The organism is Alcanivorax sp. IL2 (genome assembly GCF_047495475.1).
Lineage (GTDB): Bacteria > Pseudomonadota > Gammaproteobacteria > Pseudomonadales > Alcanivoracaceae > Alcanivorax.
In genome coordinates, this window is sequence record NZ_CP179932.1 from 2783900 (window position 1) to 2804199 (window position 20300).

Annotated in this window: 16 protein-coding genes; 11 read left to right on the forward strand and 5 right to left on the reverse strand. The window is 59.6% G+C overall.

Features of this window, described 5'->3' with window-relative positions; translation table 11 throughout:
• Window positions 1–78 precede the first annotated feature (78 nt).
• Window positions 79–2877: a 7TM diverse intracellular signaling domain-containing protein gene (locus ACMG4N_RS12895; protein ID WP_414431966.1), complete on the forward strand. Its 2799-nt coding sequence runs from the start codon at window positions 79–81 to the stop codon at window positions 2875–2877.
• Here the strand turns inward: ACMG4N_RS12895 and ACMG4N_RS12900 are convergent.
• Window positions 2844–4934 carry an ATP-binding protein gene (locus tag ACMG4N_RS12900; RefSeq protein WP_414431968.1) on the reverse strand — a complete coding sequence of 697 codons (2091 nt, stop codon included), beginning with the start codon at window positions 4932–4934 and terminating at the stop codon, window positions 2844–2846. The two genes, ACMG4N_RS12895 and ACMG4N_RS12900, sit on opposite strands and share 34 nt — an antisense overlap.
• A gap of 247 nt (window positions 4935–5181) precedes the next feature.
• Here ACMG4N_RS12900 and metG point away from each other — a divergent pair, with 247 nt between their 5' ends.
• From metG to ACMG4N_RS12920, 4 genes are all read left to right on the forward strand, one after another.
• Window positions 5182–7212: a methionine--tRNA ligase gene (gene metG, locus ACMG4N_RS12905; protein WP_414431969.1), complete on the forward strand. Its 2031-nt coding sequence runs from the start codon at window positions 5182–5184 to the stop codon at window positions 7210–7212.
• Between the two features lie 202 nt (window positions 7213–7414).
• On the forward strand, window positions 7415–8200 hold the full coding sequence (locus tag ACMG4N_RS12910) for a class II aldolase/adducin family protein (RefSeq protein ID WP_414431971.1): 786 nt from the start codon (window positions 7415–7417) through the stop codon (window positions 8198–8200).
• Between the two features lie 275 nt (window positions 8201–8475).
• The gene (locus ACMG4N_RS12915) at window positions 8476–9816 is read left to right on the forward strand and encodes an oxygenase MpaB family protein (protein ID WP_414431972.1); all 1341 of its coding nucleotides are present in this window, start codon (window positions 8476–8478) and stop codon (window positions 9814–9816) included.
• A 119-nt stretch (window positions 9817–9935) separates the two neighbouring features.
• Window positions 9936–10292 (forward strand): hypothetical protein, encoded by a 357-nt coding sequence (locus tag ACMG4N_RS12920; protein ID WP_414431973.1) that lies wholly within the window; start codon window positions 9936–9938, stop codon window positions 10290–10292.
• Here ACMG4N_RS12920 and ACMG4N_RS12925 read toward each other — a convergent pair.
• From ACMG4N_RS12925 to ACMG4N_RS12940, 4 genes are all read right to left on the reverse strand, one after another.
• The gene (locus ACMG4N_RS12925) at window positions 10289–10660 is read right to left on the reverse strand and encodes a hypothetical protein (protein WP_414431974.1); all 372 of its coding nucleotides are present in this window, start codon (window positions 10658–10660) and stop codon (window positions 10289–10291) included. The two genes, ACMG4N_RS12920 and ACMG4N_RS12925, sit on opposite strands and share 4 nt — an antisense overlap.
• Window positions 10661–10964: 304 nt before the next feature.
• Window positions 10965–11303 carry a hypothetical protein gene (locus ACMG4N_RS12930; RefSeq protein WP_414431976.1) on the reverse strand — a complete coding sequence of 113 codons (339 nt, stop codon included), beginning with the start codon at window positions 11301–11303 and terminating at the stop codon, window positions 10965–10967.
• A 209-nt stretch (window positions 11304–11512) separates the two neighbouring features.
• Window positions 11513–12184, reverse strand: coding sequence for an esterase/lipase family protein (locus tag ACMG4N_RS12935; RefSeq protein ID WP_414431977.1), 672 nt, complete (start codon window positions 12182–12184; stop codon window positions 11513–11515).
• Window positions 12185–12340: 156 nt separating this feature from the next.
• Entirely contained in the window at window positions 12341–13477 is a 1137-nt protein-coding gene (locus ACMG4N_RS12940) for an aminotransferase class V-fold PLP-dependent enzyme (protein WP_414431978.1), read from the reverse strand.
• 282 nt (window positions 13478–13759) lie between these two features.
• On the opposite strand from ACMG4N_RS12940, the gene rsxA reads away from it, so the two are divergent.
• Genes rsxA through ACMG4N_RS12970 form a run of 6 tightly spaced genes read left to right on the forward strand, consistent with a single transcriptional unit; the run spans window position 13760 to window position 20203 of the window.
• Complete coding sequence (rsxA, locus tag ACMG4N_RS12945; RefSeq protein ID WP_035250378.1) at window positions 13760–14344, forward strand: electron transport complex subunit RsxA; 585 nt, start codon at window positions 13760–13762, stop codon at window positions 14342–14344.
• Window positions 14341–14925, forward strand: a complete 585-nt coding sequence (rsxB, locus tag ACMG4N_RS12950) for an electron transport complex subunit RsxB (RefSeq protein WP_297769146.1) — start codon at window positions 14341–14343, stop codon at window positions 14923–14925. Before rsxA ends, rsxB begins: the two co-directional genes overlap by 4 nt.
• A complete protein-coding gene (gene rsxC / locus ACMG4N_RS12955; RefSeq protein WP_414431980.1) occupies window positions 14922–17813 on the forward strand; it encodes an electron transport complex subunit RsxC in 2892 nt (963 codons plus the stop codon). The genes rsxB and rsxC overlap by 4 nt, the downstream gene beginning before the upstream one ends.
• Complete coding sequence (rsxD, locus tag ACMG4N_RS12960) at window positions 17813–18853, forward strand: electron transport complex subunit RsxD (protein WP_414431982.1); 1041 nt, start codon at window positions 17813–17815, stop codon at window positions 18851–18853. Before rsxC ends, rsxD begins: the two co-directional genes overlap by 1 nt.
• Window positions 18850–19497, forward strand: a complete 648-nt coding sequence (rsxG, locus tag ACMG4N_RS12965; RefSeq protein WP_414431984.1) for an electron transport complex subunit RsxG — start codon at window positions 18850–18852, stop codon at window positions 19495–19497. The genes rsxD and rsxG overlap by 4 nt, the downstream gene beginning before the upstream one ends.
• On the forward strand, window positions 19490–20203 hold the full coding sequence (locus ACMG4N_RS12970; RefSeq protein WP_297769133.1) for an electron transport complex subunit E: 714 nt from the start codon (window positions 19490–19492) through the stop codon (window positions 20201–20203). The genes rsxG and ACMG4N_RS12970 overlap by 8 nt, the downstream gene beginning before the upstream one ends.
• Window positions 20204–20300 lie beyond the last annotated feature (97 nt).

Genomic DNA, 20300 nt, shown 5'->3' on the forward strand with positions numbered 1-20300 from the left:
GGTTAAGCGGTGCAGGCAGCCTCATGGTCACTCGTCCGGGCCCGAAATAAACGGCACCCTCTGTCAGGAATAAAAACGTTGCTCAAGGATGCGAAAACTGCCTTTATTCTGCTTATTGCCTTTCTCTCACTCGGGCTGACATCAGCCGTATGGGCTAACGGTCCCGAGCTGCAGATTATTGGCGAAAAGCAGGAAGAACTACACCCCTATCAAGGGCTGGATTACTTCTGTACCCCTGCGGCACAGTCGCCGACCATTAATGCCCTGCAAAAACGCCCGACGTTGCCCTGGCAATCCAGCCGGGGAGAAATGCCAAACCTGGGATTCACCAATCAGCACTGCTGGTTCCGATTTGCCGTGCGTAATCAAAACCCCCGGCACAGCGATTGGCAGCTGCTGGTTGATTACGCCATGCTCGGCGAGCTGGACGTCTACCAGCTGGATGCCGGCGGCACCCTGATCAGTCACTTCCAGGCCGGCATGGATCGGGATTTTGCCGTTCGCCCGGGCAACTACCCTACTCCCGCTTTCCCGCTGTCTCTGCCCAGCGGCAAGGACAGCAGTTTTTATCTCAAGGTCACCTCTCCCCACAGCATCCAGTTGCCTATACAACTGCTTAGCCAGGAACAATTCGCTCGCTCCTCGCAGAACCAGACCATTATCCAGGGACTCTTTTTCGGCGGCATGCTGGTGATGATTCTCTACAACCTGTCGCTGTTCTTCTCCATTCGCGAAAAGGTCTACCTGCTATATGTGTGCTGGTCGGCGGTGGTCACCCTGTTCCTGGCGGTACTCCACGGCTATGCCCACCGTTACCTGTGGCCGCATTCTCCGCTTGTCAGCCAGTACATCATTCACTACCTGCTACCCTTGATCGTGCTGCTGCCGCCGTTGTTTACGCTGCATTTTCTGTCGCTGCGGGAAAAGGCGCCGCGCCTGGCGGTATGGCTGAAAGGCCTGGTGATTATCGGTACGTTGCTGTTTCTCGCCGCCCCCTTTACCAGCCGGGGTTTCCTGATTCCGATTTCCGTCAGCGCCATTCTGGTGATGGACTTCAGCATCCTGTTGGTCGGCTTGTTACGTGCCCGCGCCGGCGACCCGGACGCCCGTATTTTCACCATTGCCTGGGCCTGCTTCATTACCGGTGTAGCGGCCATGGCGCTGAACAAATACGGCGTACTGCCCCGCACCAGCCTCACGGAAAACCTGGTCCAGACCGGTGTGTTCCTGGAAGTCATTCTGTTGTCACTGGCGCTGGCCCGGCGCATCAGCCGACTCAAGGAAGCCCATTCCGACTCCATTCGCGAAAAAGCGATTGCGGAAATGGAAGCCTTCAAAGCTGGCGCTCGCAACCATGCCAAGAGCGAATTCCTGGCTACCATGAGTCATGAAATCCGCACCCCCATGAATGGCATCATGGGTATGACCGACTTGCTGCGTCGCACCTCCATGACCCAGCAGCAGGCTCAGTATGTGGGCACCATCTACCAGTCCACCCAGTCCCTGCTCACCGTCATTAACGACATTCTCGATTATTCCAAGATTGAATCCGGCAAGCTGGAGCTGGATTACCAGAGCGTGCAGCTGGAAAGCATTGTCGACGACTGTGTGCGGCTGTTTGCCCTGCGTTCCAGCGAGAAACAACTGCCGCTGTATATCCATATCGACAGCCGCGTTCCCGAACGCATCAAGACCGATCCGATCCGGCTCAAGCAGATCATTACCAACCTGCTCAGCAATGCCTTCAAATTCACCGAGCGAGGCAATGTCTCGCTGCACGTCACCGTGAAACAACCGGTGAATGAAAAAAACCTCTGCGTGCTGATGTTTGAAGTGGTGGATACCGGTGTCGGCCTGGACGAAGGGCAGCAGAACAGTTTGTTCCAGGCATTCCACGAGCTGTCCGGCAAGGGCAAACATACCGGCGCCGGCCTGGGTCTGGTGATCTGCAAACGGCTGATCGAACTGCTCAATGGCGATATCGGTGTGTCCAGCTCGCTGGGCCGTGGCGCCACCTTCTGGCTGTCCCTGCCGGTGGAAGTGGAAAAACCGCAAAGCAAACCGGTATTGAGCAACCGCAGTGCCCTGCTCATTTCCAATACCCCGGCCCAGTTGCTGAGCCTGTCCCAGATTCTCACGCGCTGGGGAGCGAAGACCCTGGAATACCGTGATGTGGAAAGCGCCCTGGATCCGGCCAATCCGTCACGCCCGGTGGACTTTGTCATCGCCGAGCATGCGGTAATGGAAAACCCGCAGTATGTGCAACGGCTGAAGCAACACTTCGGTAACCCGGTGCTGGTACTGCTACACCCCACCGGCAAACCGCTGAGCGACAATCTGCCCGAGAACCTGTTGCTGATAGAAACGCCGTTCTCCTGTCAGGCCCTCAAACGCAGCCTGCTCACCGGCCATGACGAACAACTCGCCCAACAAAGCGCTGAAGAACCCGCCATCGTGCTGGACAAGGGCAACGCCCTGAACGTGATCGTGGCCGAAGATAACCCGGTCAATCAGCTGGTGATCGACAGCATTCTCAAATCCCTGGGTATCTACGCGACCCTGGTAAGTGACGGCGAGCAGGCTCTGGAACTGGTTGGCGAACAACCCGGTTACTGGGACATCATCTTCATGGATTGTGAGATGCCGGTGATGGACGGTTACCAGGCAACCCGGGAAATCCGCACCCTGGAGCAGGCATCCACCGCTCACCCACATTGCTGGATTATCGCCCTGTCAGCCCATGCCACCGGCGATTATGTACAAAAAGCCCGCGACGCCGGCGTGGATGACTACCTGAGCAAACCGGTTTCCCAGCAACAGGTTCGCGAAGCGCTCCATCGCGGTCAGGTCGCTACCCCTTCAGGGATCTCTGGCTGAGCAAGCAACCCTGCACACACGGTAATCAGTTGTTTCACGCGAATGGGCTTGCCAAGGAAGGCATTGCAGCCCGCATCCATGCAGCGCTGGCGGTCCACCGCCAGTACGTTGGCGGTTAATGCCAGTATCGGGCCCGCAAAACCCCGGTCACGAAGAGCCTGGGCGGTTTCATAGCCGTCCATCACCGGCATCTGCATATCCAGCACCACCAGATCAAAACTGTCCTCGGTATAATAACGGCAGGCTTCGCGCCCATCCTCGGCTTCAACCACCTGCATACCGGATTTTTCCAGCACTTTGCGGACAAACAAACGATTCACCGCGTTATCTTCCACGAGTAACACCCGGCCTTTCAGCTCCATGGCGGTCCCGGCCAGTTCAGGCAGCTGCTGGGCCGCAGCGTCCCGCATATCCACTTCAGTCGCCTGAGACAGTGGCATTGCCAGGGAGAAATGGCTGCCCTTGTTCAGCTCACTGAACACCGAGATATCACCACCCTGGGAACGGGCCAGCTGGCGGGCAATGCTTAACCCCAGCCCGGTTCCTGTATAGCGACGGGAATGGGAAGCGTCCGCCTGGGAAAACGGCTGAAAAATCTTCTGTTGCTCCGCGTCACTGATGCCAATGCCGGAATCCTCCACCGACACCTGCAGCTGCTGCTCCACTTCCGACCAGCTAGCGCGGACCTGAACCTGGCCTTCCTCAGTGAACTTCACTGCATTGCCTACCAGGTTCACCAGAATCTGGCGTAGCCGGAAGGCATCGCCACACACGGTCATCGGCATGGCCGAGAGATAATTGAGACCAAGATCAATCTGCTTTTCCTGCGCCCGTAATTGCAGACTATCGACCACTTCATCCAGTAGCTCGGTCACGGAAAACAGACGCTGCTCGTTATGTAATTGCCCCGCCTCGATACGCGACAGGTCCAGCACATCATTAATCAGTGCCAGCAGGGCATCGCCATTCTGCTGAATAATGGTGAGATAACGATTCTGATCTGCCTGGCTCAGGGAACCATCACGCAACAGTTCGGTATAACCGAGAATCGCCGTCATCGGGGTGCGGATTTCATGGCTGATATTGGCCAGAAACTGACTCTTGGTCTGGCTCGCCTCTTCCGCCTGACGACGGGCATCCGCCAGCTGGGTCTGGGCGTGGTTGATGCTGTCCACCATGGCGTTGAAATCTTCCGCCAGGGCACCGATTTCATCGTTACCCAGCACCGGCACCCGCTGGTCCAGCGCCCCTCCCCGGGCAATGGAACGCACCGCGTTATGCACCAGGTTCAAGCGTCCGAACAACATCGGCTGAATCCGGTAGTTGATCACCATCACGGTAAGCCCGGCCAGCACCGCGATGATCACCCCGATCACCAGCACCGACAGATTCAGGGATTGATAGCCATCGCGAGGCAGTTCCACCACCACTTCCAGCGGATTGCCACCGAGAAAGTCGGGCACCGGGAAACGCCCGAGTAGCTGATCACCCTCAGCCACAGTCAGGCCCCGTTGCGGCTTCAGTGAACCCGGCACCTCGCGCACGTACAACGCGTGGCCCACCCGGTCCGACAGATAGCTCATCCAGTCACTGTCCAGCCATACCCCCAGCAGGTAGGCCTGGCAGCCCACCTCCACCGCGGTACTGAACAACAGGGGCCGCCCCTCCACCTTTACCACTCCCCAGATCGGCATGCAGCCCTGCTCGTCAAAGCGCTTTGCCAGGGTGGCAAACACCGGGGACACGACCTGATCGGCGCCGTTATTCCACACTACCGAGCTGCCACGCAGTTCCATCATCAGATCCAGATACCCCAACCCGCCCTGATTGGTAGGCGGGTTGTCCGGCTGCCGGCTCCAGTCCTGCGCCCGCACCCGCAGGATGGAAAGCTGATCCAGGAACGAGGCCTCCACCTTTTCCAGCTCCCGCTCGGCGTTGCGCTCGGTGAGGGTTTCCACCAGCGACAGGTTCACCCAATACAACGCCACGGTGGCCAGGGCCACACAACACGCCGCAGAAATCGCCAGCAACCACCGAATGCGCACTCTCAGTGACATCGTTACCTTCCCCTGACCGGGTAGCCGGACGGCAAAAGGTGCCGTCCCATGGCCTGCGTGAGCCCCCGGAATCACTTGCTTGAAAGAATTGTTTTGAGGCGAAACCCTAGCACAAGATTCCCCGCAGCGGGCCCCTGCTGTCATCAGCGGTGGGAGATGCCGCACAGCCGTTCACCCACAGGATGAAAAAGCCCCGCCGCACCCGTATCATAGGCCACCCTTTTTCCGGAATGACGACGTCGACCCCATGAGTGACACGCCCCGCAAAATCCTGGTGACCAGTGCCCTTCCCTACGCCAACGGCCCCATTCACCTGGGCCACCTGCTGGAATACATCCAGACCGATATCTGGGTACGTTTCCAGAAACTGCGCGGTGAGCAGTGCATCTACGTGTGCGCCGACGATGCCCATGGCACCGCCATCATGCTCAAGGCGGAAGAAAACGGCATCACCCCGGAGCAACAAATTGCGCAAGTCAAAGCGGACCACGAGCGGGACTTCGCTGACTTCCAGATCCAGTTCGACAACTACTACAGCACCCACAGCCCGGAAAACCGCGCGCTGTCGGAAATGGTGTTCCAGCGTAATAAAGACGCCGGCTACATCGTCGAGAAGACCATTACCCAGCTCTACGACCCGCAAAAAGGCATGTTCCTGGCGGACCGCTTCGTCAAGGGCACCTGCCCCAAGTGCAAATCCGAAGACCAGTACGGCGACAACTGTGAAGTGTGCGGCGCCACCTACACCCCGGCGGACCTGATCGACCCCTACTCCTCGGTCAGTGGCGCCACCCCGGTGGAAAAGGAAACCACCCAGCTGTTCTTCGACCTGCCCAAGTTCGAGTCCCTGTTGCGCGAGTGGACCCGCTCCGGCGCCCTGCAGGAGCAGGTGGCCAACAAACTGCAGGAATGGATTGAAGATCTGCAGCCCTGGGATATCTCCCGCGAGGCCCCCTACTTCGGCTTCGAAATTCCCGGCTACCCGGGAAAGTTTTTCTACGTCTGGCTGGATGCCCCCATCGGCTACATGGCCAGCTTCCAGAACTACTGCGACCGCGAAGGCCTGAGCTTCGACGACTACTGGGGCAAGGAATCCACCGCCGAGCTGTACCACTTCATCGGCAAGGACATCATCAACTTCCATGGCCTGTTCTGGCCCGCCATGCTCGACGGTGCCGGCCTGCGCAAACCCACCGCCATCTACAGCCACGGCTTCGTTACCGTGAACGGCGCCAAGATGTCCAAGTCCCGTGGCACCTTTATCAAGGCGCGCACCTACCTGGACCACCTGGGCCCGGAATACCTGCGCTACTACTTCGCCGCCAAGCTCTCCAGCCGTGTCGATGACTTCGACCTGAACCTGGAAGACTTCGCCCAGCGGGTGAACTCCGACCTGGTGGGTAAACTGGTGAACATCGCCAGCCGCACTGGCAACTTCGTGAAGAAGTTCGGCGGCACGCTTAGTGACGAACTGGACAACCCACTGCTGGTCCGCGAAGTGCAAGAAGCGGCTCCGCGCCTGGCTGAGTTCTATGAGAAGCGTGAATTCGGCAAGGCCATGCGCGAAATCATGGCCCTGGCCGACCACGCCAATGGCTACATCGCCGACAAGGCACCCTGGACCCTGGCCAAGGAAGACGGCAAGGAACAGGAAGTGCTGGCCATCTGCACCACCGCCATCAACGTGTTCCGCCTGCTGGTGATCTACCTGAAGCCGGTACTGCCGGCCCTGGCCGAGCGCGCGGAAGCCTTCCTGCAGGTGGAGCCGCTGACCTGGAGCGACAGCGACACCCTGCTGTTGGGCCACGAGATCGCCAAGTTCAAACCGCTGCTCAACCGCATCGACATGGCGCAGATCGAAACCATGCTCAACGCCTCCAAGGAAGACGTACCGGCCAAACCGGCCAGCAATAAAAGCGAACCGAAAAAGGCCGACCACGTGGCAGACGACACCATCAGCATCGATGACTTCCTCAAGGTAAAACTGCGCGTGGCCCGCGTAGCCAAGGCCGCCCATGTGGAAGGGGCCGACAAGCTGCTGCAGCTCACCCTGGACGTGGGCGAACTGGGCGAACGCAATGTGTTTGCCGGCATCAAGGCCAAATACAGCCCGGAAGACCTGGAAGGCAAACTGGTGGTACTGGTCGCCAACCTGGCTCCACGCAAGATGAAATTCGGCGTCTCCGAAGGCATGGTGCTGGCCGCCGGCCCAGGCGGTGACGACATCCACATCCTCAGCCCCGACAGCGGCGCCCAGCCGGGTATGGAAGTACGCTAACCCGGCACCGATCCCCGCTCCCCTCGTGGGAGCGGTGGTGCCACCGCGAATGCGTTCCTTCCCGAACTCACCCCGACATCCCTCCCCTGTGCCGTTACCGCCATCTTTCCGGCCAGCCACGACGTACAATCGCTTTCCCCTTGCCCCGGATATGGTCTTTCCCTCTACACTGTAAAAACGAAAAACAAGGGAGAGCGCTACCATGAACCGCCAGGCAACACTGACCCCGGACGCCATCCAGTCCAAGAAAGACACCGTCAGCGCAGAAGAATGGCAGCTGCGTGTGGATCTGGCCGCCGCCTACCGGCTGATCGCCCTGCACGGCTGGGACGACCTGATCTTTACCCACCTGTCTGCCCGCATCCCCGGCGACGAGCATCACTTCCTGATCAATCCCTACGGCATGATGTTCGACGAGATCACCGCTTCCAGCCTGGTGCGCGTGGATCAGGCCGGCAACAAACTCGATGACAGTGACTTCGATATCAACCCGGCGGGCTTCACCATCCACAGCGCCATCCACGCCGTGCGCGAGGATGCCAACTGCGTGATGCACACCCACACCACCGCCGGTGTGGCCGTGTCCGCCCAGCAGGAAGGCCTGCTCGCTCTGTCGCAACAGAGCCTGTTCCCGCTGGCCAGCCTGGCCTACCACGACTACGAAGGCGTGGCCCTGCGTGACGACGAAAAGGCCCGCCTGCAGGCCGACCTGGGCGACGCCAACTTCATGATCCTGCGCAACCATGGCCTGCTCACCGTGGGCAGCAGCATCGCCGATGCCTTCCTGGGCATGTTCATCCTCCAGCGCGCCTGCGAAATCCAGCTCCAGGCCCTGTCCGGCAACCGCCCGCTCACCCCGATCCCGGATGGCATCGTAAACACAATCAAACAGCAGGCCTCCCAGGTCACCAAAGGCATGGGCGGCAACCTGGCCTGGCCCGGCCTGCTCCGCAAATTGGACCGCCAGAACCCCGGCTACGAGAAATAAACCCGCACGCTCCTACAGTACCAAGCCTGCCTCTGTAGGAGCTATGCTTGCATGGCGAACCAACCCACCCCTTTCGCCATGCAAGCATAGCTCCTACAACACTTGGCCCAACCCAAACACCCAACCCAAATCTGTTTCCTCCCGCCCACTTTCCCCTGTCAAAGCAGGCCAAAACCGGCCAACCTATACATAAAGGCGACTCCCGTTAATTGTCTTGCCAGGCAGGTATACGCAATGTGTAGGGTATTGAAAGACACCGTCGACCGAGGTTACTGATGACACAGTCACTGGACGCACTCTGGGAAAAAGTCCGCTTACAGAAAACCCGGATTCCCTCTCTCTATGGCGATATCGATTTCGATGTCACCCCGGAGCGTTTCACCGATTCCATGGACATCCGCAGCACCCTGCCGAGCCATTTCGCCAAGAAGTACCGCGAAAAAATCCTCGCCGACAATGAGAAAGTGGAGCGCGCCCGCGCCTACACTCTGCTGGGCGACACCGTGGCCGACGCCTACGCGGCCCTGATGCCCGAATACAGCTTCCGCGACCTGATCGGCATGCTCAAGAAAGCCTGCGACGAAGGACTCGACGCAGTCCCTGATGCGCCGCAGGAACTGGTGGACTTCATCACCGCCATGGAAACCACCCCGGACTGGGTGGACATGGATCTGGTCCGTGAAGGCGCCCGCCTGAGCCGTAACCAGATGGCCAACCTGGCCCCCTACGTGATCCGTGGCGCCTTCGTGGCCACCTTCATGAACAAGTACTCCGGCCTGCCCATGGCCATCACCGGCACCCTGGCCAACGATTCGGTGAACCGGCGCATAAACGAAACTGCCAGCTTCTTCACCACCGCCACCCTGCCGGGCGCTCTGGAACGCTTCGGCCCCGGCTTCAAGGCAGCCGCCATGGTGCGCCTGATGCACTCCATGGTCCGCTTCAACATCCTCAAGCGCGTGAAAAAATGGGAGCCGGCCATCTACGGCATCCCCATCCCCCAGGTAGACCAGATGCCCGCCGGCACCATGCCTGCCTACCTGGCCGCCTTCAAAGCCATGCGCAAGGGCCGCAAGCATTTCACCGACAACGAACGGGCTATCGTCGAGCTGTCCCGCTACCAGTGCTTTCTGCTGGGCCTGCCCGAAGAACTGCTACCCGCCGAGGCACCGGACATTATCGACACCATGCTCACCTACTCCGGCACCCTGCGCGAAGGCTACGACGACGAGACCTGCGGCGAACTCACTCGCGCTACCATGTCCGTCTACCGCCCGAAAGACGACAAGCTGGCCAGCAAGGTCCACAACCTGGTGGAACGCAGCGTCTCCAAGGTGTTCTTCAACCAGGCATTTCTCGGCAAAAACGACAAATCAAAAGCGAAAGAAATGGGCGTGGAGCCGCACCTGATCGACTACGCACTGTCCAGCATCGGCAGTCTGTTCATCATGCCCCGCCTGATCGCCTACCGGACACTGCAAGACATTCCCGTGGCCAACAAGGTTGCAGACAAGATATTGGTCAGGCGCATCAACGAGCTACTGGTGGACTACGGCCATGCGGAATTCACCACCGATGCGGCGCAATACACTCCCACCATCAAAAGCGTTACCTGACCCATCCCACCCACTGTGGGAGCCGTCTCTCGGACGGCGATTTACCATCGCCATCTGAGAGCTCATTTCCCTCTACGGCCCTGCTATGCTGTATGGCATGAGTCTTTCAGGAGAGGGTGATGAAAAAGGCGCTTCTGATACTACTGCCATGTTTCATATCCAGTACCGCAGGCGCTGATACCGTATTGCGCAAAAGCCAGAATCTGGCAGACTTTGATGACTTTCTATCCAGCCCAACCGTCAGCATTCGCCGGGAAACCAGCCAGGTGGAATTCGAGACCCTGTATTACGAGCTTCGTCAGGGAGAGAAAGAGGAAAATGGCTGCAGATTCAGCCACACGCTTGACGGCAAGGCTGGAGAAAAGCGACTCGCAAAGAGCATTGCTCAAGATATGCAGACTTGCACAAGACTCATGCTGATCGGCAGGCTGAGAGGATCAGCTCCGGAGCCAGTAAACGGGAATAACGCCCTCTAGACGCCCAGATACTCCCCGATCAGAAACGCATCCCCCTGCCCTTCCTGCTTGCCAAAGTAGCTCACCGGATCACGCTCACCGTTCTCAATAGAGCCGACCTCACAATCAATGGCGTATTGCTTGGCAAGATCATTGAACAGAGCGACCGGCGTCTTGAGCTGCGCCTTCTTCTTCACCGGCTGGCTGATACCCAGTTGCCAGTCCTCACAATCGTCACTCTCGCAGTCATTGATCAGGGTGACGTTGCCCGCTTCGCTCTCATCCACATAAGTCTGCAACGCCGCCTGCAGGTCAGGCAGGTTGCGCTTGAGCTTCTTTTCCTGCTTTTCATCCAGGCGATCACAGGCGACGAGGAGGTATACGAGCATATTGGGTCCAAGGTTGGCATTGTAAGAACACCTTACCATAATGAAGGTAATTTCTCGTTCTGGATGATCGACCGGAAAAGCTTGAACTTCAGGAAGATAAACGATGAAAAAGCAATTCAGGATAACTTTCAGATTCATGGGGCATTGAGCTGACACCATTCCCTACAAAATGCAAAAATATACCGGTGCCAAATTTCACTATGCAACTCCCATCTTTGCTCTGGATGAGCAAGAGGTACGGCCACAGAACCTAGAGCAGGCACATGGCGTACTTTTAAATTTTTATACCTGTTTTTAATTAAGATTAAGGGTTTTTGAATCCACACTCACTATAACCACCGGTGCATGCAGCCCATTTGTAGTTGCCTGTAGAGTGGCACGTAAAAAAGCCGCCATTGGTTTCACCCGGATCAAGGGTTGAATCGCTTCCACAGCTCCATTTACCATTTTTCCTCTCTAAACAAATTTTTACATACACTCTTTCAGAGCACCTATTCTTTGCTTTTATTTGTAGTGAATCTGAAGAGCCGCACTTTTCACCCCACCTATCATCCAGTGATACGCAGTGTTCTGCATCAGCAGAGAAAGCACTAGCAGAGATAAACAACATTAAAATTGAAGAGATACCTATTAATTTTTTCATGCTTTCTCCTTTTTCACTAATCAGTTTAAGATTCGCCTTAAAAGAGAGCACATCTCTCCATGAAGCCGTTATTCTAAACTATCAATTGTAATTATCGGCTGCATACCCTGTTTGGGGTATTCGGAAAATACTTTCATTAATCACTCATTTAGATAGAAAAAATTTTCATTGCGATGATATATCTGGTTATACCAGAGAGACTCTCTTCTCTAACAATAAAACCGCCCTTCCGCCAAAAACACCTTCACCTGCTCAATCACCTCTCCATTGCGCATCATGAACGGATGCGTCACCGGCAATACCAGATGATCCTGCATGCCTTCCACTTTGGTTCTTTCCACGGTGACCTTGCCGTCATTGGGGCCGGGTAATTGGGTGGAGAGCAGAAAGTTGATGGTGTCGCTGCCAGCGATGACGCCCAGAGGGAAATCCACCGGGCCAAGCTGGTTGGGCACGCTGTCGGGGCCGGTGCCCATCTGGCTACCGGCGGGGCCGTTGAACCACTGGAATGGGGCCCAGTCACCCATACTATCCACCACTTCACTGCCCTGGTTGGGTGGGCCGAGCATGACGGTGCGGCCCATTCTCTCGATGGTGTGCTGGCTGAGGTACTGGCGTAGCAGGATGCCGCCCATTGAGTGGGTGACGAAGTGGATGGGGCCGGTGGCCGGGCATTTAGCCAGGGCTTTGGGCAGAGTTTCTGTGGCGAGGGTCTGGATGTCTTTTTTGGTGGAAGGATAGCCCTGGTTCACTACGGTGTAGCCGGTGTTCGCCAGGGCGTTTGCCATTTTCTTCATGGCATGGGCGGTACGAGCCAGGCCATGGAGCAGGATGACGCATTGGGGATCTTGTGGTGCGGCTTGGGGGTGGTTGGTTTTCATTGTTGTCCCCTCGGTATTCGGCAAGGCCGTTCCCCCTCTCCCCAACCCCTCTCCCCAGAGGGGAGAGGGGCTTACAGACATCCCCAGTAGCAGGCCAGTGAGTAGCTTCAGAATCGGGCTAGCCATCGCTTTACCGGCTTTTCGCTGTTAAAACTATTAACTGTTCACTGTTAACTGGCCCAACGCCTTTTCCAGCCGCGCCACCGCCGCATCCACATCCCCCAGCTTGTCCAGGCCGAACAGGCCCACGCGGAAGGTCTTGAAGTCCGCCGGTTCGTCACACATGAGGGGCACGCCCCCGGCGGTCTGCAGGCCGAGCTGCACGAAGGCGGCGCCGCTCTTGATGGTGTCGTTGTCGGTGTAGGAGACCACCACGCCGGGGGCTTCGAAGCCGGGGGCGGCGACGCTGGCGAAGCCGTGTTTGGCCATCAGTTCACGCACAGCGGTGCCCAGCTTCCACTGGCGTTCCTTCACGGCGGTGAGGCCTTCCTTCATGGTTTCCAGCATGGTGTCACGGAAACCGCGCAGGGCGTCGGTGGGCATGGTGGCGTGGTAAGCGTGGCCGCCGTTTTCATAGGCGATCATGATGTCGCGCCATTTGCGCAGGTCGCAGGCGAAGCTGGTGCTGGTGGTTTCGTGCAGGCGCTGGTCGGCGGCTTCGCTGAGCATCACCAGGGCACTACAGGGTGAGGAGCTCCAGCCTTTCTGGGGGGCGCTGATGAGTACGTCCACACCGACCTTTTTCATGTCCACCCAGATGGTGCCGGAAGCAATGCAGTCCAGCACGAACAGGCCGCCCACGCTGTGCACGGCATCGGCCACCTGTTTCAGGTAGTCGTCCGGCAGGATGATGCCGGAGGCGGTTTCCACATGGGGGGCGAACACCATGGCCGGCTTTTCGGCCTTGATGGTATCGACCACCTGCTCAATGGGTGCCGGGGCGAACGGTGCCTGGGGCTGGTCGCTGATGGGGGCGGCCTTCAATACGGTCTCTTTGGACGGGATGCTGCCCATCTCAAAGATCTGGCTCCAGCGGAAGCTGAAGAAGCCGTTACGGATCACCAGGCAATGCTGGTCGGTGGCGAACTGACGGGCCACTGCTTCCATGCCGAAGCTGCCGCCGCCGGGCACCACGGTAACCGAGTGGGCGTTGTAGACCTGCTTCAGGTTGCTGGAAATATCCCGCATCACCTGCTGGAAACGCTGGGACATGTGGTTCAGGGAGCGGTCGGTGAAAACCACGGAATACTCAAGCAGGCCGTCTCGGTCAAAGTCACGGGGCAAATCTGTCACTGGGGGTCACCTCTGCAGCAACCGGCGCTGGCCGGTCTCGTCGCGTTATTGTCTGCCTTGGATACTGGATTGCTGGCAGCGCCGCAACCGTCCGGGGCAAAAAGCATGGCAAAAGGGGCATCAACTGGTTAATTCGCAGTCAATGACTGTCGTCTGCAGTCAAGTAAGCTTATGCATTATCATTCTTGAGCCAACCGGGGCGCTGCCTCATACTATGCGCCCTTAACGCCCTGTAAACATAGCGTTTAACCCCCTATTCTTCGGCAAGCGAGCCACGATCACATGACAGAGTACGTCCTGATTCTGATCAGCGCTGTGCTGGTAAACAATTTTGTCCTGGTGCAGTTCCTGGGGCTGTGTCCCTTTATGGGGGTCTCCAACAAGATCGAGACCGCAATGGGCATGTCCCTGGCGACCACCTTTGTGCTGACATTGTCGTCCGTGCTCGCCTACCTGACCTGGGCCTATATTCTGGTGCCCTTCGAGCTGGAGTACCTGCGCACCATCAGCTTTATTCTGGTGATCGCCGTGGCGGTACAGTTCACCGAGATGTTCGTGAAGAAGGCCAGCCCCCTACTCTACCGGGTGCTGGGCGTGTTCCTGCCGCTGATCACCTCTAACTGCGCGGTGCTGGGTGTGGCGCTGCTGAATGTACGCCAGGAAGATGCCACCTTTATGTCATCGCTCACCTACGGGCTGGGCGCGGCGCTGGGCTTTTCCCTGGTGCTGGTGCTGTTTGCCGCCATGCGTGAGCGTATTGCCGTGGCCGATGTGCCGGAAGCGTTCCGTGGCCCCAGCATCGGCCTGATCACCGCCGGCCTGATGTCGCTGGCCTTCATGGGCTTTTCCGGGCTGATCAAGTTATGACCGCTGTACTGATTGCCGTGGCCGCCCTGCTTGCCCTGGCCGCCGTGTTCGGCGCGGTATTGGGCTTTGCCTCGGAGAAATTCAAGGTCGAGGGCGACCCCATTGTCGACCAGATCGATTCACTTTTGCCGCAAACCCAGTGTGGCCAGTGCGGGCACCCGGGCTGTCGCCCCTACGCCGAAGCCATTGCCGAGGGCGAAGACCACAACCGCTGCCCGCCAGGCGGTCAGGACACCGTGGATTCGCTCACCGACCTGCTCGGCCGTGACGAGCTGACCCTGGATGACGAAGGCGCCGAGGATGCGGACATCCCCAAGGTGGCCTATATCCGCGAAGACGAGTGCATTGGCTGTACCAAGTGCATCCAGGCCTGCCCGGTGGATGCCATCGTCGGCGCTGCCAAGCTGATGCACACGGTGATCGTGGACGAATGCACCGGCTGCGACCTGTGCGTGGAGCCCTGCCCGGTGGACTGCATCGACATGGTGGAAGTGAAGCCCACCCTGCAGACCTGGGGCTGGAACCGGCCGGCCGGTATCGGCGAGCGACCGGACAGCCGTATTGAAGTGGTGAACCTGTGATTCGTACCCTGTTCAGTTCGCGCAGCCGCAAGGTCTACGACTTCCACGGCGGTATTCACCCGCCGGAAAGGAAAGCCCTTTCCAACGCCACCGCCATTGCCGCTGGCCCCTTGCCGGCGCAGCTGATACTGCCGCTGAACATGCACATCGGCGCCCCGGCCAAACCGCTGGTGGAACCCGGTGAGCGGGTACTGAAAGGCCAGATGATTGCCGAGCCCAGCGGCGCGGTGAGCGCGGCCATTCATGCCCCCACCTCCGGCACCGTCAACGCCATCGGCCCGCGCGCCATTCAGCACCCGTCCGGGATGGATGCCATCTGTATCGTCATCGACACCGACGGCAAGGATGAATGGATCGAGCACACCGGTGTGGCCGACTACACCGAGCGCAGCCCCGGCGAACTGGTGGACACCATCCGCCATGCGGGCATCGCCGGCATGGGTGGCGCCGGCTTCCCCACCAGCATCAAGGTGAACCTGGGCGACCACCAGCGGGTGGAAGAACTGGTGATCAATGCGGTGGAGTGCGAGCCCTACATCACCGCCGACGACCGCCTGATGCGCGAGCGCGCCGCCGAGATCATTGCCGGCATCAACATCCTGCAATACCTGCTCAATCCCCGCCGTACCCTGATCGGCATCGAGGACAACAAGCCCGACGCCATCTCCGCCATCAAGCGAGCCTGCAAGGGCTGCGACATCGACGTGCGGGTAGTGCCCACCAAGTACCCCTCCGGCGGCGAAAAACAGCTGATTCAGCTGCTCACCGGCAAGGAAGTGAAAAGCGGCCAGCTACCGGCAAAGGTGGGTGTGGTGTGCCAGAACGTGGGCACCGCCTACGCCATCAAGCGAGCGGTGATCGACGGCGAGCCCCTGCTCTCGCGGGTGACCACTCTCACCGGCGAAGGCGTGAGCCAGCCGGGCAATATGGAGGTGCTACTGGGCACCCCGGTACGCGATCTGCTGCTGCATGGCGGCGTAGACCCGGACAATATCGGCCGCCTGGTGATGGGCGGCCCGATGATGGGCTTCACCCTGCACAACCCGGCAGTGCCGGTGGTGAAAACCACCAACTGCATCATCGCCGCCACCCTGGAAGAACTGCCCGAGCCACCGCCGGAACAGCCCTGCATCCGCTGCGGCTCCTGCGCCGACGTGTGCCCGGCCAATCTGCTGCCCCAGCAACTCTACTGGCACGCAAAGAACGACGATCTGGAAAAGGCCCAGCACCACAACCTGATGGACTGCATCGAGTGCGGCGCCTGCGCCTATGTGTGCCCCAGCCATATTCCGCTGGTGCAGTACTACCGCTATGCCAAGGCAGAAGTGCGCCAGCAGGCAGCGGAACAGGTAAAAGCCGACAAGGCCCGCCAGCGCTTTGAAGCCCGCCAGGCCCGCATCGAAGCGGAAAAGGCCGAGAAAGAAGCCCGTCGCCAGGCGCGGCTGGAAGCCAACCGCAAGAAGAAGACCGAGACAGCCAGTGCCCCCGCCGTGGACACAGCGGCCCTCAAGCAGGCGTCACTGGACGCCTCCAAGGCCTACAAGGCTGCGGTGAAAGCGGCTAAAGCCGCCGAGGCGGAAGGCGCCGACAACATCGATGAACTGAAAGCCGAAGTGGACCGCCTGAAAGCGGTAGCCGACAAGGCCAAGGCCGCTGTGCGTGACGCCAAGGATGCTGGCCCCGCCGCCGCCGCACCGGCGGAAGACCTGGTAAGCAATCTGAAGAAGCAGGTTGGCGAGGCGTCCACTGCCTACAAGACGGCGGTAAAAGCCGCCAAGGACGCGGAAGCCAATGGCGATGACAACGCCGCCGAGCTTCGCGCCAAAGCCGATGAGCTCAAGGCCGCCGCCGACAAACTCAAGGCGGAACTGCGTGACGCCAAGGCCAGCGCCCCCGCCACCCCGGCAGCAGCGCCCCAGGCTGACCCGGTGGCAGACCTGAAGAAACAGGTGGGTGACGCCTCTTCCGCCTACAAGGCAGCGGTGAAAGCGGCCAAGGAAGCGGAAGAAAACGGCGCCGACAACGCTGCCGAACTCCGCAGCCAGGCGGACGAACTGAAAGCCAGGGCGGACCAGCTCAAGGCCGACCTGCGCGACGCCAAGGCCAATGCGCCGGCCACGCCTACCCCGGCACTTGCCGCAGCACCAGCCGACCCGCTGGCCGACCTGAAGAAGAAAGTGGGCGAGGTCTCCTCCACCTACAAGGCCGCCGTCAAAGCCGCCAAAGAGGCCGACGAGAACGGGGCCGACAACGCTGCCGAGTTGCGTGCCGAAGCGGATCGCCTGAAAGCCGAGGCCGATCACTGGAAAGCCGAGCTCCGCGAAGCAAAAGCCTCCGCCCCCGCGCCGGCTACACCCAAAACACCACCGGCCCCCACGGATACCCCCAAAGCCCCGGAAACCGAGGCCCCGCAGGCTCTGACGGCGGTAGATCCAGAGGTGGCTGCCAAGCGCCAGAAGCGGCTCAAGGCCCTGAAAACCGCCTACAACATGGCCCACAAACAGTACAAGGAAGCCCATGCCGCCCTGGAGCGCGGCGAGCGTAACGGCGATATTCCCGCCGAAGAGCTCAATGCCATGGAGCGCAAAGTGGACAAGCTGAAAGGCAAGGCCGACGTGGCCCGCGATGCCCTGGATGCGTTGGTGGAAGAAGCCAAGGCGGATATCCGCGCACATACCGGCAAGGATCTGAAAACCCTAAAGCTGGAAGCCGCCCGGGCAGAAAGTGCCCTTGGCGACAAACAGCGCGAGCTCGAACAACAGCGCGATAGCGCCTCGGAAGACACGCTGGAAGCCCTCAGTTCCGAATTACAGGCCCTGGAGGCGGAAGCCCAGATCGCCCGCATGGCGCTCAAGCAGGCGGTAGAAGAACAAGGACTGCAAGACTGATGGCACTGATCTCTTCAACCTCGCCCCACACCACGGTGAGCAACAACACCGGTGCCTTCATGCGCCAGGTGATTTACGCCACCCTGCCCGGCCTGGCGGTGCTGACCTGGCTGTTCGGCTGGGGCACGGTGATCAATGTGCTGTGGGCCGTGGTGGTGGCACTGGTCAGTGAGGCACTGATCCTGAAAGCCCGCGGTCGTCCGGTTGCCTTCTACCTGAAGGATTACAGTGCGGTGCTCACCGCCGTGCTGCTGGCCCTGGCCCTGCCGCCCACCTCTCCCTGGTGGCTGACCCTGATCGGGGTGGGCTTTGCCATTATCGTTGCCAAGCAGCTCTACGGTGGCCTGGGCATGAACCCGTTCAACCCGGCCATGGTCGGCTATGTGCTGCTATTGATTTCGTTCCCGGTAGCCATGACCCAGTGGATCGCCCCCGGCGAAGCGCCCAGCCTGGCGCAAAGCTGGCAGCTGTTTACCGGACAACTGCCGGTGGATGGCCTGAGCGGCGCCACGCCCCTGGATACCTTCCGCACCTGGGCCGGCAACGACAGCGAGCTGGCCAGCCACAGCATCCTGCATGGCCAGTTTGCCGGGCTGGGCTGGGAATGGGTGAACCTGGCCTTTTTGCTGGGTGGTCTTTATCTGATCAGCCGCAAGATCATTACCTGGCATATCCCGGTGGGCTTTCTGGGCGGCCTGGCGCTGCCCGCCCTGGTCGCCTGGCTGATCGACCCGGTGCGGTTTTCCGACCCGATGTTCCAGATATTCTCCGGCGGCGCCATGCTCGGCGCCTTCTTTATCGCCACCGACCCGGTGAGTGCTGCCACCAGCCGCAGCGGCCGGCTGATCTATGCGGCGCTGATCGGTGTGCTGATCTGGGTGATCCGCAGCTTTGGCGGCTACCCGGATGCGGTGGCGTTCTCGGTGCTGCTGCTTAACCTGTGCGCCCCCTTTATCGATTACTACACCCAGCCACGAACCTACGGGCACAACAAGGCGAACCGGGGCACCAACAGCGCCAAACAAGGGGGTGACTCATGATGCGCCAGGCCATCTCCCGGAATATGGTGATCCTCAGCGTGTTCGCCATCGGCACCGCTGCCACCCTGGCGATCACCAACGAGCTGACTATCGGCAAGGTCGAGTGCAACAAGCAGGCCGCACTGATGGCATCGCTCAACGAAGTCATGCCCCACGAGCAGCACGATAATGACCTGCTCGCCGACCGCCTTACCGTCAGCGCCCCGCTGCTGGGCCGCAACGGCCACCATGTCTACCGAGCGCGTCTTGATGGCGAGCCCAATGGGGCCGTGCTGGAAGCTACCGCCGCGGACGGTTACGGTGGCAATATTGCCCTGATCGTCGGCGTGGATACACAAGGCAAGGTTCAGGGCGTGCGCGTGGTGCCTCCACACAATGAAACCCCGGGGCTCGGTGATAAAATCGAAACCAAAAAATCCGACTGGATTTATGGTTTCAATGGCCTGTCACTGGGCAACCCCGCCAGTGAGGGCTGGGCGGTGAAAAAGGATGGCGGCCAGTTCGACAGCTTTACCGGCGCCACCATTACCCCCCGTGCTGTGGTGGGGGCCGTGCACCGTGCCCTGCAATATTTCGACGCCAACCGCGACGCTGTATTCAGTGCTCCGGCGGAAGCGGTATCGGTGGAGACGTGTGATGAGTGATGTGAACTACAAGAAGATCAGCATGGACGGGTTGTGGAACAACAACCCGGCCACCGTGCAGATTCTCGGCCTGTGCCCGCTGCTGGCAGTGACCGGCACCGTGGTCAACGCGCTGGGCCTTGGCCTGGCCACCCTGGTGGTGCTGATGGGCTCCAATATCTGCGTGTCCCTGATTCGTCAGTACGTGACCGACGCGGTACGTCTTCCCGCTTTCGTGATGATCATCGCCGCCATGGTGACGGTGATTGAAATGATGATGCAGGCCTTCACCTTTGAGCTGTACGAAATCCTCGGCATCTTCATTCCGCTGATCGTTACCAACTGCACCGTGCTGGGCCGTGCCGATGCCTTTGCCAGCAAGAATCCGGTACTGCCAGCAGCACTGGACGGTTTCATGATGGGGCTGGGCTTTCTGGTGATTCTGCTGATCCTGGGCGGCATGCGCGAGCTGATCGGCCAGGGCACTCTGTTCACCAACATGCAGCTGCTGTTCGGCCCCATGGCGGCAGACTGGCAGCTCCAGGTGGTGGAAAACTACGGCGGCTTCCTGTTCGCCATCCTGCCCCCGGGCGCTTTCGTGGGCCTGGGTTTGATCATTGCCGGCAAGAACGTGATCGACAAACGCCTCAAGGCGATTCAGAAAGCCAGGGCCAGCGACGAACCCAAGGTCAGCCGCCGGGTACGCACCACCGGGAAAGTCAGTTAACAACCGTCATCGCATCATGGTGGATAACGCCTACGGCTAATCCACCCTACGCACACACCGATCTCCCGTAGGGTGGATTAGCCGTAGGCGTTATCCA